We start from the raw sequence: 13,237 nt of genomic DNA on the forward strand, positions 1-13,237 counted from the left end.
CGCCTCAGGCCTGGAACACCAGCGCCTTGAGGCCGCCCTGGGGGTCGGCGTCTGGGAACTCGGGTGGGTTGGCCAGACGCTCGACGAAGCGCAGTGTCGGCGCATGCTCGGCCATGCCGTCGATCAGGAAGTCCTGGCCGATGCCCGGATCGTTGACGCAGGCCAGGACGGTCCCGCCATCGCTCAGCAGCTCTGGCAGTCGGCGCAGGATCTTGGCGTAGTCCTGGGTCAGCACGAAACTGCCGCGCTGGAAGGTCGGCGGGTCGATGATGATGAGGTCGTACGGCCCATACTTGCGGACCTTGCCCCAGGACTTGAACAGCTCGTGGCCCAGGTAGGCGACCTTCGAGGCGTCATGGCCGTTGAGACGATGGTTATCCCGACCCCGTGCCAGGGCCGACTTGGCCATGTCCAGGTTGACCACCTGCTCGGCGCCCCCGGCGATCGCCGCCACTGAGAACCCACAGGTGTAGGCGAACAGGTTGAGCACGCGCCGGCCTGCCGCCTGCTCGCGCACCCACCGTCGCCCCAGGCGCATGTCGAGAAACAGCCCACTGTTCTGCCGCACGCCCAGGTCGAGCAGGTAACGCAGGCCGTCCTCCACCACCTCCCGTTGCGGCTGGGGCTCGCCCAGCAGCCAATGGGCCGGGCTGTCCGACAGGTAGCGGTGCTGGATCAGGATGGCCTGGCCCGTCCACACCGGCTGCTCAGCCAGACGCAGGAGCATGGCCTGGAGGGCTTCGAGCTGACCGGGTGGCGGTTCACGGAACAAGCCCACCTGCAACACGCCCTGCAGCCAGTCGACGGTGATCTGCTCCAGGTCGGGCCAGCAGCGGCCACGGCCATGGAACAGACGGCGGGTTTCGCACGGCGCGGGATCGAGGGCAGCGAGCAGGTGCTGCTCGAGGGTGTGAATAGCGGAAGACATGGCAGGGTCGCGGCTGAGAAAAGGGGGTGCATTCTAGCAAGGCTGAAGGAAGTGGGACGGTACGTGAGCGACTGTCTTTTCCGTTCCAAGTCTTCGCAAGGTGTAGCCGGCCCATGCACTCGGCCCTGAGGTGGATGAACAGGCCCCATCGCTGGCAAGCCAGCTCCCACAGGTACCCATTTCAAGCAGGCAGATAGCAAACCCTACCCATGACCTGCAGGCTGAATACTGGCCTATCAGCCTTGAGTTGGTTGAGCAGACCCTATCGCTGGCAAGCCAGCTCCCACAGGTGCTCATTTCAAGCAGGCAGCAGCACTATGGCTCAGCCACCTGTGGGAGCGGGCTTGCCCGCGATGGCGGTGGCAAACCCGACACATGGCCGACAGTTAAGCACTGGCCTGTCAGCCCTGAGGTGAATGCACAAGCCCCATCGCGGGTAATCCAGCTCCCGCAGGTACCCATCTCAAGCAGGCAGCAGCACGATGGCTCAGCCACCTGTGGGAGCGGGCTTGCCCGCGATGGCGGTGGCAAACCCGACGCATGGCCGACAGTCAAGCACTGGCCTGCCAGCCCTGGGATGAACCTTGCCCCCTCAGGTCGGACACCGCTGCGCGCCGCCATTGAGCCCCTGGCGTACATTGCGGCTGAGCAGGCTGGCCTTGCCATCGCGCCAGGTCAGGGTCAGTACGTACAGCGTATCGAAATCGTCCCCTTTCCAGTTCTGGGTCACCACCCGGTCCTCCCCCAGCGCCTTGCCGGCGACGGTGTTGATCAGCTCGGGCAGGTACCCGCTGGACCAGGCGGTGTACACCGTGGCATTGCGGTACTTGTCGCTCAACAGTTCATCGGCCAGGTCGTCATAGTCGTTGGCCCCGAAGTCGATGTTCACCGGCAGTCCCAGCTTGATGGCGCTGGGGCTGATGGTCATCAGCGGGCGGATGTAGCTGTAGCGGGCGTCCTCGCTGCCCTCCTCCACATGCCGGGTCGGATTGGCGGCGAACACGTAATCGGCCTTGCCGAACTTCTCGGGCAGCAACGTCGCCAGGTCGATGGCGCGATTGAGGCCTTGGCAGTTGAGTTGGCCGAGCCCTTCGCCGGGTTTCTCGGCGTGGCGCATGAAGACCAGGGTCTGGGTACCGTCGACCGGCTTGTCCAGCCCTTGCAGGGCCTCGACCGCCACGGGCGCGGCCAGGCCGACGGCCAGCAGACCGGCGAATGCAAGACGGTGACGACGCAGAAACGCGGGTAACGTCATGGGGGATAACTCTTTCAGCGAATGGGAAAGGTCGGCCTGACCGTCTCCTGCATCAGGCCAAGGGCCGCTTCCGTGCGGCGATGCGAGCGTGAGAGTCGAGAATGCCCACTTGGTTCAGCCCTGAGGCGTCTTCCTTGAACACGAACGAGCCTAATCCCTTCGTATTAAGGCTTTAAGACAGCGTCTGGCCGACGTTTTCCGACGAACCGTCAGTCGTCGCGGGTCAGCACTTCCAGCAATTCGATCTCGAAGGTGAGGTCCGAGTGTGGCGGGATGCGCCCGACCGAACGCTCGCCATAGCCCAGCGCGGCCGGCACCTGCAACCGGCGTTTGCCGCCCACGCGCATGCCCATCAGGCCCAGGTCCCAGCCCTTGATCACACGCCCGGTGCCGATCACGCACTGGAACGGCTTGCCCCGTGAAGCGGACGCGTCGAATTCGGTGCCATCGGCCAGCCAGCCGGTGTAGTGGGTGGTGATCAAGGCGCCCTTGACCACGGCCTTGCCGTCGCCTTCGACGAGATCGGTGCACTGCACGGTGTCATTCATGGTCTGTCGGTCCCTTCAGATGCAAAGGCCGCCGTTTTCGCAGGAATGCACCGGTTTGGCAAGCCGACCGGCGCGCTCAGGCCGTGACCGGGGTCAGCACCGGCTCCCCGGCGAAGAACGCCTGCAGGTTGCGCACCACCAAAGCGACGGTGTCATGGGCCGCCTCGGGCGACTGCCCGGCCACGTGCGGGGTCAACAGGGTACCGTCGAGCGTCTTGAGCGCCTCGGGCACCTGGGGCTCCTCGTCGAACACGTCCAGCGCCGCGCCCGCCAGGGTCTGCGCGCGCAGGGCCTCGACCAGGGCGTCGGTGTCGACGACGCTGGCCCGGGCGATGTTGACCAGGTAGCCCTGCGGCCCCAGCGCCTCGAGCACGGCCCCATCGACCAGGTGCCGGGTGGCCGCGCCACCGGGCGTCGCCACCACCAGGATGTCCACGGCGGCGGCCAGTGCCCGCGGGCTGTCGTACCAGGTGTAGGGCAGATCCTCGTGGCGTGTGCGGGTGCAGTAGCTCACCGGCATGTCGAAGCCCAGCGCGGCACGCCGGGCGATGGCCTGCCCCACCGCGCCCATGCCCAGGACGCCCAGGCGCTTGCCGGAGACCGAAGGGCGGATCACACGGCGCCATTCACCCTGCCGGGTGCTGGCGTCGGCACGAGGGATGTCGCGCAGCAGACCGAGCAGCATGGCCAGGGCATGATCGGCCACCGTGGCGGCATTGGCCCCGGCACCGTTGGTCACGGTGATGCCGCGCGCCGCTGCGGCGGCCAGGTCGACCTGCTCGTAACCGGCACCGATCACGCAGATGATCTTCAGCACGGGCAGCGCCGCGATTTCCTGGGCGCTCAGGCCCAACGGGCCACGGGTCAGGACGGCGTCGATCTGCGCGGCATGGGTGGCGATGAAGGTCTGGCGCAACGCCGGCGTGGGCGCGCGCAGCAGCCGGTAACCGGCCTGCTCGAGCAGAGGAAGGTAGTCGTCGACGGTTTCGACCAGTACCAGGATCGTCTTGCGCATGCCACCTCCGGCGTTAGGGGAGGCGGCAGTATGCGCCGTTCAGGTCACTGGGCGAAAGCCCGACCCAGGCCACCTGGCACACCGCTGCTGTCGGTCGCCTGCCAGGGGCCGTCGGGGCTGGTGGACCAGCTCCAGCCGTCGTTCCAGCGGTAGTAGGTGCGCTGACGGTAGAAGGTGTTCGGCTGCTTCTCCAGCACATAGACCCCCATCTTCGGGTCCCAATGGCTGGCGCCTCCGGGTGGCGGCGCGAAGCTGGCCGAGGTGCGCGGCATCGGCTTGGGCTTGGCGGCAGGCGCGCTGGGCGGCGGCGTCGGCTTGCCACCTGGCAGCGGCTTGACCACCGGGCCTGCGGGCGGCGCCTTGTCGATCGGGGGCGCGGGCGCATCGGTAGGCCGGTGGGTGGTACAGGCGGACAGCCCGATGGCCAGGGTGATCAAGGTCAGGCGAAGAGCACTGTTCATGGGCGGAGTTCTCGGGTATCGGGACGGTCGATGGTCAGGTGCTGCACCTCGCGAACGTCGGAGGACAGCGGCGCGCCCTGCCCGATCCACTCGCCTTGGGTCGGCTGGCCAGCCCGGGACACGCGCGCGAACAGTTGGACTTGCCCGGCGGTGGACAGTTTCATCCCGCTGACCATGGCATCGGCGTCGGTCAGGGTGATCTCGACCGGCAACTGCGCCACGGTGACCCGCTTGGCCGCCACCGGCATCGGAGGCCCCGCCACGGCCCGGGCGAAGATGTACACGCTGTCCTGCGGTTCGACCTTGCCTGCGAGCGCTTGGGCCAGGCTGACGCGAACGGTCAGGCGCGGACCGTCGGTGGCCGGTGCGCGCGCGGCATCGCCGCCCTGTTCGGCGAGCTTCGCCGTCGCCCGGTCGATGCCGCCTTGCAAGGCCGCGCGGGAGACATCCCCTGCCGGCAGCGTGGCCAGCAGGCGTTTCCAGTAGGCGATGGCGTCGGCGTAGCGCTGGCCTTCGAAGGCCGCGATGCCGAGCAGCCCCAGGCTGGTGGGCTCGCCCGGATCGGCCTTGAGCGCCTGGTCGGTCAGCGCCTGCACTTGCGGACTCCAGCGCTTGCCCTGGGCAAAGTACACGGCCTGGGCCCACTGCCCCAGCAACTCGGGCTGCGTCCCGCTCAGCGCCGCTGCCCGCTCGAAGGCGTGGGCGGCCTCGGCGAAGCGCTGCTCGGCCATGTAGGCACGACCGAGGAAGTACAGGCTCTCCACCGAATCGGGCTGTACGGCGACGGTACGCTCCAGGCGCGACGTCATCTCCTGAAGCGTCTTCGGAGGTTGAGCGAAGGACTGGGTCAGCGCGACGCGATCGGCCGCACCGACGTACAGGTACAGACCCAGCGCCACCAACGGCACCAGCACCGCCGCCACCAGGGGCACGCCACGGCCCAGGTGCACCGCACGCGCAGGCTCGGCCTGGTCGGCGTCGGTCAACAGCTCGCGGGCCGCCTCATCACGGCCATGCCGCACCTGCGCCTCGTCGAGCAGACCCGCCTGCTGCTGGGCCTCGAGCTCGGCGACACGGGCCTGATAGGCCTCGACGTTGACCGCGGTACGGTCGACCTCGGCGTGGCCATCACGGTGGCGCAGCACGGGCACCAGCAGCATGCCCAGGGCCACCAGCAACAGCAGCCCGGCGCTCAGCCATAACTCGATCATCGGTCGGTCTTCCTGTCGAGCAGCCGGGACAGCCGCTCGCGTTCTTCAGGTGAAAGGGTGGAGGCCGCATCGGGCGTCGGTGTCCGGCGGCGGTTCACCCGCAGCAGCAGTGTGACGGCACCGGCGACCAGCAGCACGCCCGGACCGAACCAGAGCAGCCAGGTGCGCGGCGTCAAGGCCGGCTTGTAACGGACGAAGTCGCCGTAGCGATCGACCATGAACGCGACGATCTGCGCATTGCTCTGGCCTTCGCCCAGCAGGCGGAAGATCTCGCGCCGCAGGTCGGCGGCGATCGGCGCGTTGGAGTCGGCGATGTCCTGGTTCTGACACTTGGGGCAGCGCAGCTCGCGGGTCAGTTGCTGGTAGCGCGCGCGTTCGGCGTCGTCGCGAAAACGGTAGGTGTCGATCGCCGCCTGCACCGTCCCGGCCAGACCCAGGCCCAGCACCAGCGCGGCCAGCCAGCGCCTCATGGCCGGGCCTCTTCGACCAGAGTCTGGTACAACGGCGCCAGCTGCTCACGCCAGACCGTGGCATCGATCACCCCCACATGGCGGTGACGGATGATGCCCTGGGCGTCGATCAGGAAGGTTTCCGGCGCGCCATACACGCCCAGGTTCAAGCCGAGGGTGCCGGCGTCGTCGCGCACGTTCAACGTATAGGGGTCATGGAAATCGCGCAGCCAGGCCTGGGCCGCGGCCGAATCGTCCTTGTAGTCGATGCCATGGATCAGCACGCCCTGCTCGGCCAGCTGGTTCAGGAATGGGTGCTCGACCTTGCAGGACGGGCACCAGGTGCCCCAGACGTTCACCAGCGCCGGGCGGCCGGTCAGGTCAGCCTCGGTCACGGTGCGCCCGCCCTGCACCGCCGGGAGTGAAAACGCCGGGAACGGCTTGCCGAGCAGCGCGGACGGCAAGGCGTCGGGCTTGAGGAACAGCCCTTTGTACAACACGCCAGCCAGCAGCAGAAACACCACCAGCGGCACCGCTTTCATCCAACGTTTCATGCCGTCGCTCCAGACAGGTTCAAGCCTTCCCGCACACGCGCCGCCACCTTGGCCCGGTAGCGCCGGTCGAAGGCCGCGAGCAGCCCGCCCAGGCCGGTCAACAGCCCACCCAGCCAGATCCAGCGCACGTACGGCTTGACGTGGATACGCACCGCCCAGGCACCGTTTTCCAACGGCTCGCCGAGGGCGACATAGAGGTCACGGGTGAAACCGGCATCGATGCCGGCCTCGGTCATCACCGAGCGCTGCACGCTGTACAGGCGCTTCTCCGGGTGCAGCACGGCGACCTCACGGCCCTCGCGGGTGACCCGCAGGGTGCCGCGATCAGCCACGAAGTTCGGCCCTTCGGCATGGGCGGCGCCTTCGAAGTGGAACACGTACCCGGCCAGGGTCACGTCCTCGCCCGGCGCCAGGCGCAGGTCGCGTTCGGCGCTGCCATGGCTGGACAGCACCACGCCAAGTGCACAGACCGCCAGCCCCAGGTGCGCCACCTGCATGCCCCAGTAGCTGCGTGGCAGGCGTCGCAGGCCGACCCACAGGCCGGTGTGGCGCGTCTTATCGAACACGTCGCGCACCCCGCCGAGCACCACCCAGGCGGCCAGCGCCAAGGTGCTCAGCACCGGCCAGGCGAAGTCGCCGACCAGCAGGCTGCCCAGCGGCGCCAGCAGCGCGCTGCCCAGCAGCACCGGGGTCAGCATGCCCGCCAGCCAACGGCCGGGCGTGTCTTTCCAGCGCACCAGCACGCCGATGCCCAGCACCAGCATCAGCATGGCCATCACCGGCAGGAACAAGGCGTCGAAGTACGGAGGCCCCACCGACAGCTTGGCGCCGGTCAGCGCATCGAGGATCAAGGGGTACAGGGTACCGAGCAGGATCGTCGACGCCGCCACCACCAACAGCAGGTTGTTGGCCAGCAGCAGCGCCTCGCGCGACCACAGGGCGAAGCGGATATGGCTCTTGACGGCTGGCGCGCGCACGGCGAACAGGGTCAGCGAGCCCCCGACCACGCACAGCAGGAAGGCCAGGATGAACACGCCACGGGACGGGTCGGCGGCGAACGCGTGCACCGAGGTCAGCACCCCGGAGCGCACCAGGAAGGTCCCCAGCAGGCTCAGCGAGAAGGCGGCGATCGCCAGCAGCACCGTCCAGCTCTTGAACACCCCGCGCTTTTCGGTCACCGCCAGCGAATGCACCAGGGCCGTGCCGACCAGCCAAGGCATGAACGAGGCGTTTTCCACCGGGTCCCAGAACCACCAGCCGCCCCAGCCCAGCTCGTAGTAGGCCCACCAGGAACCCAGGGTGATGCCGATGCCGAGAAAGGCCCAGGCCACCAGGGTCCAAGGGCGCGACCAGCGGGCCCAGGCCGCGTCCAGACGCCCGCCGAGCAAGGCGGCGATGGCGAAGGCGAAGGCCACCGAGAAGCCGACATAGCCCATGTACAGCATCGGCGGGTGCACGATCAGGCCGATGTCCTGCAGCAGCGGGTTGAGGTCGCGGCCGTTGGCCGGCATCTGCGGCAGCAGGCGCGCGAAGGGGTTCGAGGTGGCGATCAGGAACGTCAGGAAGCCCACGCTGATCATCCCCATCACCGCCAGTACCCGCGCCAGCATGACCTGCGGCAACTGCCGCGAGCAGACCGAGACAGCGAAGGTCCAGCCACCGAGGATCAGTGCCCAGAGCAGCAGCGAGCCCTCATGGGCGCCCCACACGGCGCTGAACTTGTAGTACCAGGGCAGAGCGCTGTTGGAATTGTTGGCGACGTAGGTGACCGAGAAGTTGTCGGTCAGGAAGGCCTGGGTCAGACAGGCGAACGCCACCACCAGAAAGCCGAACTGGCCCCAGGCCGCCGGACGTGCCAGCGCCATCCACAGGCGATCCCCGCGCCAGGCGCCGATCAGCGGCAGGCTGGCCTGGACGCCCGCGAAGCACAGCGCCAGGATCATCGCCAACTGGCCCAGTTCGGGCACGAGCAAGGTCGCGTTCATGGGCGGGCCTGCGTGGCAGTGGAGGCCTGGCCACTGTCCTTGAGCGCCTGGGTGACTTCCGGCGGCATGTATTTCTCGTCATGCTTGGCCAGCACCTCATCGGCCACCACCACCCCGTCGGCCCCGAGTCGGCCCAGGGCGACGATGCCCTGCCCTTCGCGGAACAGGTCCGGCAGGATGCCGCGGTAGGTGATCGGCACCGAGCGGTGGAAGTCGGTCACCACGAAGCGGACGTCCAGCGAGTCGGCCGAGCGCTGCACCGAGCCCTTCTCGACCATGCCACCGGCACGGATACGCGTGCCTTGGGGCGCCTCGCCGTCGGCGATCTGGGTCGGGGTGTAGAACAGGTTGATGTTCTGCTGCAAGGCGGTGAGCGCAAAGCCCACGGCCAGGCTCACGCCGAGCAGCAAGGCGGCGATCAGGGCCAGGCGTTTCTTGCGCTGGGGGGTCATCGGACGCGCTCCCGACGCAGGCGGCGCGCCTCGTCGCGCAGGTGGCAACGGCGTGCCCACAGCGGCGCCGCGACGTTGATCGCCAGCACCGCCAGGCACAGGCCGTAGGCCGACCAGACGTACAGGCCGTGTCGGCCCATGGCGAGAAAATCACTGAACGAAGCAAAACTCATGAAGCAGTCTCCTGGCCCAGGCAGCGGGCGATCTCGGCCTTCACCCAGCTGGCCCGCGCCTCGCGCTTGAGCACCTCCAGGCGCATGCGCAGCAGCAGCACCGCGCCGAAGAAGCAGTAGAATCCGAGTACGGTGAACAGCAGCGGCAGCCACATCTGCGCCGGCATGGCGGGTGTTTCGGTCAGGCTGAAGGTGGCGCCCTGGTGCAGGGTGTTCCACCACTCCACCGAATACTTGATGATCGGGATGTTCACCACCCCGACGATCGCCAGCACCGCACAGGCCTTGCCAGCGCTGTCGCGATTGCCGATCGCCTGGCCGAGGGCGATGATGCCGACGTACAGGAACAGCAGGATCAGCATCGAGGTCAGCCGCGCATCCCAGACCCACCAGCTGCCCCAGGTCGGCTTGCCCCAGATCGCCCCGGTGAGCAGCGCCAGTGCGGTCATCCAGGCCCCGATCGGTGCCGCGCACTGCAGGGCGACATCGGCCAGCTTGATCTTCCACACCAGCCCGACCACGCCGGCCACCGCCAGCAGCACGTAGCACGACTGCGCCAGCATAGCCGCCGGCACGTGGATGTAGATGATGCGGAAGCTGTTGCCCTGCTGGTAGTCCTCGGGCGCGAAGGCCAGGCCCCAGACGACGCCGACCAGCAACAGCAGCGTCGCCGCCCCGGCCAGCCACGGCAGCAGGCGGCCACTGAAGGCGTAGAAGCCTTTCGGTGACGCCCAGGTGTGAAACCATGTCCAGCGTGTCTTCATCACGGTGCATCCAAAATGACTGGCCGCGCGCGCAGCGCGGGTCTCGTTATTCACCGACGCTGATGCTCAGCCCGGCGGCGATGGCGAACGGTGCCAGGGTCACGGTCAGTGCCGCCAGGCTGGCCAGCCACCACAACTGCCCGGTGGCCGGCAGCCCTTGCAGGGCCGCTTGCAGCGCGCCGCTGCCCAGGATCAGCACCGGAATGTAGAGCGGCAGCACCAGCAGCGCGAGCAGCAGCCCACCGCGCTTGAGTCCGACCGTCAGGGCCGCGCCCACCGCGCCCAGCAGGCTCAGCACCGGGGTGCCGAGCAGCAGGGAGGCCAGCAGCACCGGCAGGCACTCGCCTGGCAGCCCCAGCATCAACGCCAGCAGCGGCGCCAGCACCACCAGGGCCAAGCCGGAGAAGAGCCAGTGCGTCAGGACCTTGGCCAGCGCCAGCAGCGGCAAGGCGCGTCGCGACAGCAGCCACTGCTCGAGCGAGCCGTCCTCGAAATCGCTGCGGAACAACCCGTCGAGCGACAGCAGCACGGCCAGCAGTGCCGCGACCCAGACCAGACCGGGCGACAGCGTGCGCAGCAGCGCCGTCTCCGGGCCGACGGCCAGGGGGAACAGGGCGACGACCAGGGCGAAGAACACCAGCGGGTTGGCCAGTTCGGCCGGCCGGCGGCACAGCACGCGCGCCTCGCGGCGCATCATCGAGAAGAACAGGCTCATGCCGCCTGGCCTCCCAGGTCGAGTTGCCGATAGCGCGCCGCCGTGCGCGTCAGGGCATGGTGGGTGGTCAGCACCACGCCGCCGCCTCGATCGCAATGGGTGGCCAGGTGCGCCTCCAGTTGCGCCACGCCTTCGCGGTCGAGCGCCGTGAAGGGCTCGTCGAGAATCCACACGGGCGGGGCCTCCAGGTACAGCCGGGCCAGGGCGACGCGTCGACGCTGTCCAGCGGACAGGGTCTGGCACGGCACGTCTTCGAAACCGCGCAACCCGACCCGGTCCAGGGCCTGGTCGATCGCCGTCGGGCTGACACGGCCCTGCAAGGCGCTGAGCCAGTGCAGGTTTTCCTGGGCGGTGAGCAGGTCTTTGATGCCGGCGGCATGGCCGATCCACAGCAGGCGTCCGGCCTGGGCCTGGCGCTGCATGGCCAGGGGCTGGCCGTCGAGCAGCACCTGCCCGTCCGTCGGCGTCATCAGCCCGGCCAGCAGGCGCAGCAGGCTGGTCTTGCCACTGCCGTTGGGGCCGCCGACCTGAAGCATCTCGCCCGGTCGCAGGCGCAGGTCCAGGCCCTCGAACAGCAGGCGCGAATCGCGTTCGCAGGCCAGGCCCACGGCTTGAAGATCAAAGGTCACGGTACCGCCTTGTGCTAGGGCTGCCTCAAGTCGCTCGCCGGGCTGCCGTTATACTGGCAGCGGCCAAGGGTCGACCCGGCGCGCGGTCGGCATTATACATACGTAGCCCCGGCCAAGAGCGCCGGGTTCGACAGGGTGTACAGACCATGAGCGACATCAAAAGTCTCGGCGCCCCCGCGACCGTGAGCACGCCGCCGGCCAAGGGCGCGACCGGCGGCGAGCTGCTGCGGCTGCTGGCACCGCAGACCAGCCCCCTGGCCGGAGGCGAGAACGCCCAGGCCGAGGTGGTCTCGCTGCGCCAGAACGGCCAGGACTTCCAGATGCTGCTGCGCCTGACCCAGGCCAATGGTGCGCAGAACCAGGTGCAGGTCAGCGCGAGCCAGCCGCTGCCGGAGGGCAGCCAGCTACTGGTCAGCCAGCCACCCGGTGGTTCGCCCGGCTTGATGGTACGCCAGCTGGACACCCGTGGCGCCGAGCCCCTGGTCCGCCTGGACACGGCGCGTACACCCGTGGGCACCCTGCTGCAGGCCAAGGTGGTGACCAGCCAGGTCGAAGCGCCGATACCCGGCCAGCCGGTCAATCACCGGATCCTGGCGACCCTGCTCAACACCGCCCAGGCCGGCGCGACGCTGGCCCTCGACAGCCCTCGCCCGCTGGCCGTCGGCAGCCTGCTCAGCGCGCTGGTGGACAATGACCAGACCCTGCGCTTCGTGCCGCTGGCCGGGCGTCAGGAACAGTTGGTGACCGCCCAGCAGTTGCTCAACCAGCAAGCGCGCCAGGCGTCCCTGCCTGGGCTGCTCGCGGCCCTGCAGGCCCTGCCCGACGACGCTGCGGTCGATCCGGCACTGCGCACCACGGTCCAGACGTTGCTCGCTACCTTGCCGGACCTGGCGCAACTGACCGACCCCAAAGGCCTGGCCCAGGCTTTGGCGCGCTCGGGTGCGTTTCTCGAATCCAGCCTGCTGGCTGGTCAATCGGGCGCCCTGGCGGGCGATCTCAAGGCGCAGGTGCTGCGTCTGGTGGCGCACCTGCCTGGCGTGCCGGGCAACCCGACGCTGCCGCCCGCCCTGGCCGCTGGCAGCATGGCCCAGGCCCTGCCGGGCATGGTCCGCAATGCTTTGGGGATGCTGGGCCAGGTCGGTCCTCGCCCACAGCCGGGCGGTTTCCCCTTGCCTGATCGCCTGCTGCAGAACCTGGCCGAGGGCGAAGGCGACCTGGAGCACCTCTTGCGCCTGGCGGCCGCCGCCATCTCACGGCTGCAGAACCATCAGCTGGCCAGCCTGCAACAGACCGGCATCGATGAGCGCGGCAATGTGCAGACCACCTGGCAGACCGAGCTGGCGCTGCGCCAGGACCAGGTGTTCGTGCCGATCCAGGTCAAGCTCCAGCGCGAAGAACCCCCGCCACGCGAGGACGATCCGCCCCGCGAGCAGCGCGACCCTTTGCAGGCCCTGTGGCGCATCGACCTGGCGTTCGACGTGGCGCCTTTGGGCCCTCTCCAGGTGCAGGCACAGCTGAGCCAGGCACGCCTGTCGGCACAGCTCTGGGCCGAGCGCGCCGATACCGCCACACTGCTGGCCGGCCAACTGGACGACTTGCGCCTGCACTTGGTGGCACGGGGCCTGAACGTCGGCGACCTTGCCTGTCATGCCGGTACCCCGCCCCAGGGCGCTGGCACGCGCCTCGAACACCGCTGGGTGGATGAAACCGCATGATCGAACGACCTCCACGCCAGGCCATCGCCTTGACCTACGATGGCGAGCAGGCACCGACCCTGAGCGCCAAAGGCGATGACGAATTGGCCGAGGCCATCATCGCCCTGGCCCGCGAGCACGAGGTGCCGATCTACGAGAACGCCGAGCTGGTCAGGCTGCTGGCGCGTCTGGAGCTGGGTGACCAGATTCCCGAAGCGTTGTACCTGACCATCGCCGAGATCATCGCCTTCGCCTGGCGCCTGCGGGGCAAGGCGCCGGTGGGGTTCGAAGAACGCGTCGCTCGCGAACGCGACGTCACGCCCACCCAGGCGGCGCTGCCGGACGGCAGCCATATGTAGCCCCCGCGCCCATGCCAAAACGGGATCCTCACGGCCTTCGCCCAC

General features: G+C 68.6%; 16 protein-coding genes. 2 read left to right on the top strand and 14 right to left on the bottom strand.

Translation table 11 applies throughout. The features are described 5' to 3' along the window. Positions 1-4 precede the first annotated feature (4 nt). The 14 genes from APT63_13475 to APT63_13540 form a co-directional block, all read right to left on the bottom strand. Complete coding sequence (locus APT63_13475) at positions 5-928, bottom strand: methyltransferase (GenBank protein ID AMA46546.1); 924 nt, start codon at positions 926-928, stop codon at positions 5-7. Positions 929-1,520: 592 nt separating this feature from the next. After that, complete coding sequence (locus APT63_13480) at positions 1,521-2,183, bottom strand: histidine phosphatase family protein (protein ID AMA46547.1); 663 nt, start codon at positions 2,181-2,183, stop codon at positions 1,521-1,523. Positions 2,184-2,392: 209 nt separating this feature from the next. Beyond that, entirely contained in the window at positions 2,393-2,731 is a 339-nt protein-coding gene (locus APT63_13485) for a peptidylprolyl isomerase (GenBank protein AMA46548.1), read from the bottom strand. Positions 2,732-2,807: 76 nt separating this feature from the next. Beyond that, positions 2,808-3,746: a hydroxyacid dehydrogenase gene (locus APT63_13490; GenBank protein ID AMA46549.1), complete on the bottom strand. Its 939-nt coding sequence runs from the start codon at positions 3,744-3,746 to the stop codon at positions 2,808-2,810. A gap of 44 nt (positions 3,747-3,790) precedes the next feature. Next, entirely contained in the window at positions 3,791-4,207 is a 417-nt protein-coding gene (locus APT63_13495; protein AMA46550.1) for a hypothetical protein, read from the bottom strand. Continuing rightward, positions 4,204-5,418 (bottom strand): cytochrome C, encoded by a 1,215-nt coding sequence (locus APT63_13500; protein AMA46551.1) that lies wholly within the window; start codon positions 5,416-5,418, stop codon positions 4,204-4,206. The genes APT63_13495 and APT63_13500 overlap by 4 nt, the downstream gene beginning before the upstream one ends. After that, positions 5,415-5,888, bottom strand: coding sequence for a cytochrome C (locus tag APT63_13505; GenBank protein ID AMA46552.1), 474 nt, complete (start codon positions 5,886-5,888; stop codon positions 5,415-5,417). The genes APT63_13500 and APT63_13505 overlap by 4 nt, the downstream gene beginning before the upstream one ends. After that, on the bottom strand, positions 5,885-6,421 hold the full coding sequence (locus tag APT63_13510; GenBank protein AMA46553.1) for a thiol:disulfide interchange protein: 537 nt from the start codon (positions 6,419-6,421) through the stop codon (positions 5,885-5,887). The genes APT63_13505 and APT63_13510 overlap by 4 nt, the downstream gene beginning before the upstream one ends. After that, the gene (locus APT63_13515; protein ID AMA46554.1) at positions 6,418-8,406 is read right to left on the bottom strand and encodes a cytochrome C biogenesis protein CcmF; all 1,989 of its coding nucleotides are present in this window, start codon (positions 8,404-8,406) and stop codon (positions 6,418-6,420) included. The genes APT63_13510 and APT63_13515 overlap by 4 nt, the downstream gene beginning before the upstream one ends. Then, a complete protein-coding gene (locus APT63_13520) occupies positions 8,403-8,858 on the bottom strand; it encodes a cytochrome c biogenesis protein CcmE (protein ID AMA46555.1) in 456 nt (151 codons plus the stop codon). The genes APT63_13515 and APT63_13520 overlap by 4 nt, the downstream gene beginning before the upstream one ends. Next, positions 8,855-9,031: a heme exporter protein CcmD gene (locus tag APT63_13525; GenBank protein AMA46556.1), complete on the bottom strand. Its 177-nt coding sequence runs from the start codon at positions 9,029-9,031 to the stop codon at positions 8,855-8,857. The genes APT63_13520 and APT63_13525 overlap by 4 nt, the downstream gene beginning before the upstream one ends. Next, a complete protein-coding gene (locus APT63_13530; GenBank protein AMA46557.1) occupies positions 9,028-9,795 on the bottom strand; it encodes a heme ABC transporter permease in 768 nt (255 codons plus the stop codon). The genes APT63_13525 and APT63_13530 overlap by 4 nt, the downstream gene beginning before the upstream one ends. 46 nt (positions 9,796-9,841) lie before the next feature. Continuing rightward, positions 9,842-10,510, bottom strand: coding sequence for a heme transporter (locus APT63_13535; protein ID AMA46558.1), 669 nt, complete (start codon positions 10,508-10,510; stop codon positions 9,842-9,844). Then, the gene (locus APT63_13540; GenBank protein AMA46559.1) at positions 10,507-11,139 is read right to left on the bottom strand and encodes a heme ABC transporter ATP-binding protein CcmA; all 633 of its coding nucleotides are present in this window, start codon (positions 11,137-11,139) and stop codon (positions 10,507-10,509) included. Before APT63_13540 ends, APT63_13535 begins: the two co-directional genes overlap by 4 nt. 146 nt (positions 11,140-11,285) lie before the next feature. Between APT63_13540 and APT63_13545 the strand changes: the two genes are divergently transcribed. Then, positions 11,286-12,854 (top strand): flagellar hook-length control protein FliK, encoded by a 1,569-nt coding sequence (locus APT63_13545; GenBank protein ID AMA46560.1) that lies wholly within the window; start codon positions 11,286-11,288, stop codon positions 12,852-12,854. Continuing rightward, the gene (locus APT63_13550) at positions 12,851-13,192 is read left to right on the top strand and encodes a flagellar biosynthesis protein FlhB (GenBank protein AMA46561.1); all 342 of its coding nucleotides are present in this window, start codon (positions 12,851-12,853) and stop codon (positions 13,190-13,192) included. The genes APT63_13545 and APT63_13550 overlap by 4 nt, the downstream gene beginning before the upstream one ends. Positions 13,193-13,237: the final 45 nt, after the last annotated feature.

Source organism: Pseudomonas monteilii (assembly GCA_001534745.1).
In the GTDB taxonomy this organism is placed as follows: domain Bacteria; phylum Pseudomonadota; class Gammaproteobacteria; order Pseudomonadales; family Pseudomonadaceae; genus Aquipseudomonas; species Aquipseudomonas alabamensis.

Excerpts from the sequence above, each read along its gene's own strand:
- APT63_13535 (AMA46558.1), bottom strand. The coding sequence starts at position 10,510 with ATGAGCCTGTTCTTCTCGATGATGCGCCGCGAGGCGCGCGTGCTGTGC.
- APT63_13515 (AMA46554.1), bottom strand. The coding sequence starts at position 8,406 with ATGAACGCGACCTTGCTCGTGCCCGAACTGGGCCAGTTGGCGATGATC.
- APT63_13490 (AMA46549.1), bottom strand. The coding sequence starts at position 3,746 with ATGCGCAAGACGATCCTGGTACTGGTCGAAACCGTCGACGACTACCTT.
- APT63_13520 (AMA46555.1), bottom strand. The coding sequence starts at position 8,858 with ATGACCCCCCAGCGCAAGAAACGCCTGGCCCTGATCGCCGCCTTGCTG.
- APT63_13505 (AMA46552.1), bottom strand. The coding sequence starts at position 5,888 with ATGAGGCGCTGGCTGGCCGCGCTGGTGCTGGGCCTGGGTCTGGCCGGG.
- APT63_13530 (AMA46557.1), bottom strand. The coding sequence starts at position 9,795 with ATGAAGACACGCTGGACATGGTTTCACACCTGGGCGTCACCGAAAGGC.
- APT63_13495 (AMA46550.1), bottom strand. The coding sequence starts at position 4,207 with ATGAACAGTGCTCTTCGCCTGACCTTGATCACCCTGGCCATCGGGCTG.
- APT63_13525 (AMA46556.1), bottom strand. The coding sequence starts at position 9,031 with ATGAGTTTTGCTTCGTTCAGTGATTTTCTCGCCATGGGCCGACACGGC.
- APT63_13485 (AMA46548.1), bottom strand. The coding sequence starts at position 2,731 with ATGAATGACACCGTGCAGTGCACCGATCTCGTCGAAGGCGACGGCAAG.
- APT63_13475 (AMA46546.1), bottom strand. The coding sequence starts at position 928 with ATGTCTTCCGCTATTCACACCCTCGAGCAGCACCTGCTCGCTGCCCTC.
- APT63_13500 (AMA46551.1), bottom strand. The coding sequence starts at position 5,418 with ATGATCGAGTTATGGCTGAGCGCCGGGCTGCTGTTGCTGGTGGCCCTG.
- APT63_13510 (AMA46553.1), bottom strand. The coding sequence starts at position 6,421 with ATGAAACGTTGGATGAAAGCGGTGCCGCTGGTGGTGTTTCTGCTGCTG.
- APT63_13550 (AMA46561.1), top strand. The coding sequence starts at position 12,851 with ATGATCGAACGACCTCCACGCCAGGCCATCGCCTTGACCTACGATGGC.
- APT63_13480 (AMA46547.1), bottom strand. The coding sequence starts at position 2,183 with ATGACGTTACCCGCGTTTCTGCGTCGTCACCGTCTTGCATTCGCCGGT.
- APT63_13545 (AMA46560.1), top strand. The coding sequence starts at position 11,286 with ATGAGCGACATCAAAAGTCTCGGCGCCCCCGCGACCGTGAGCACGCCG.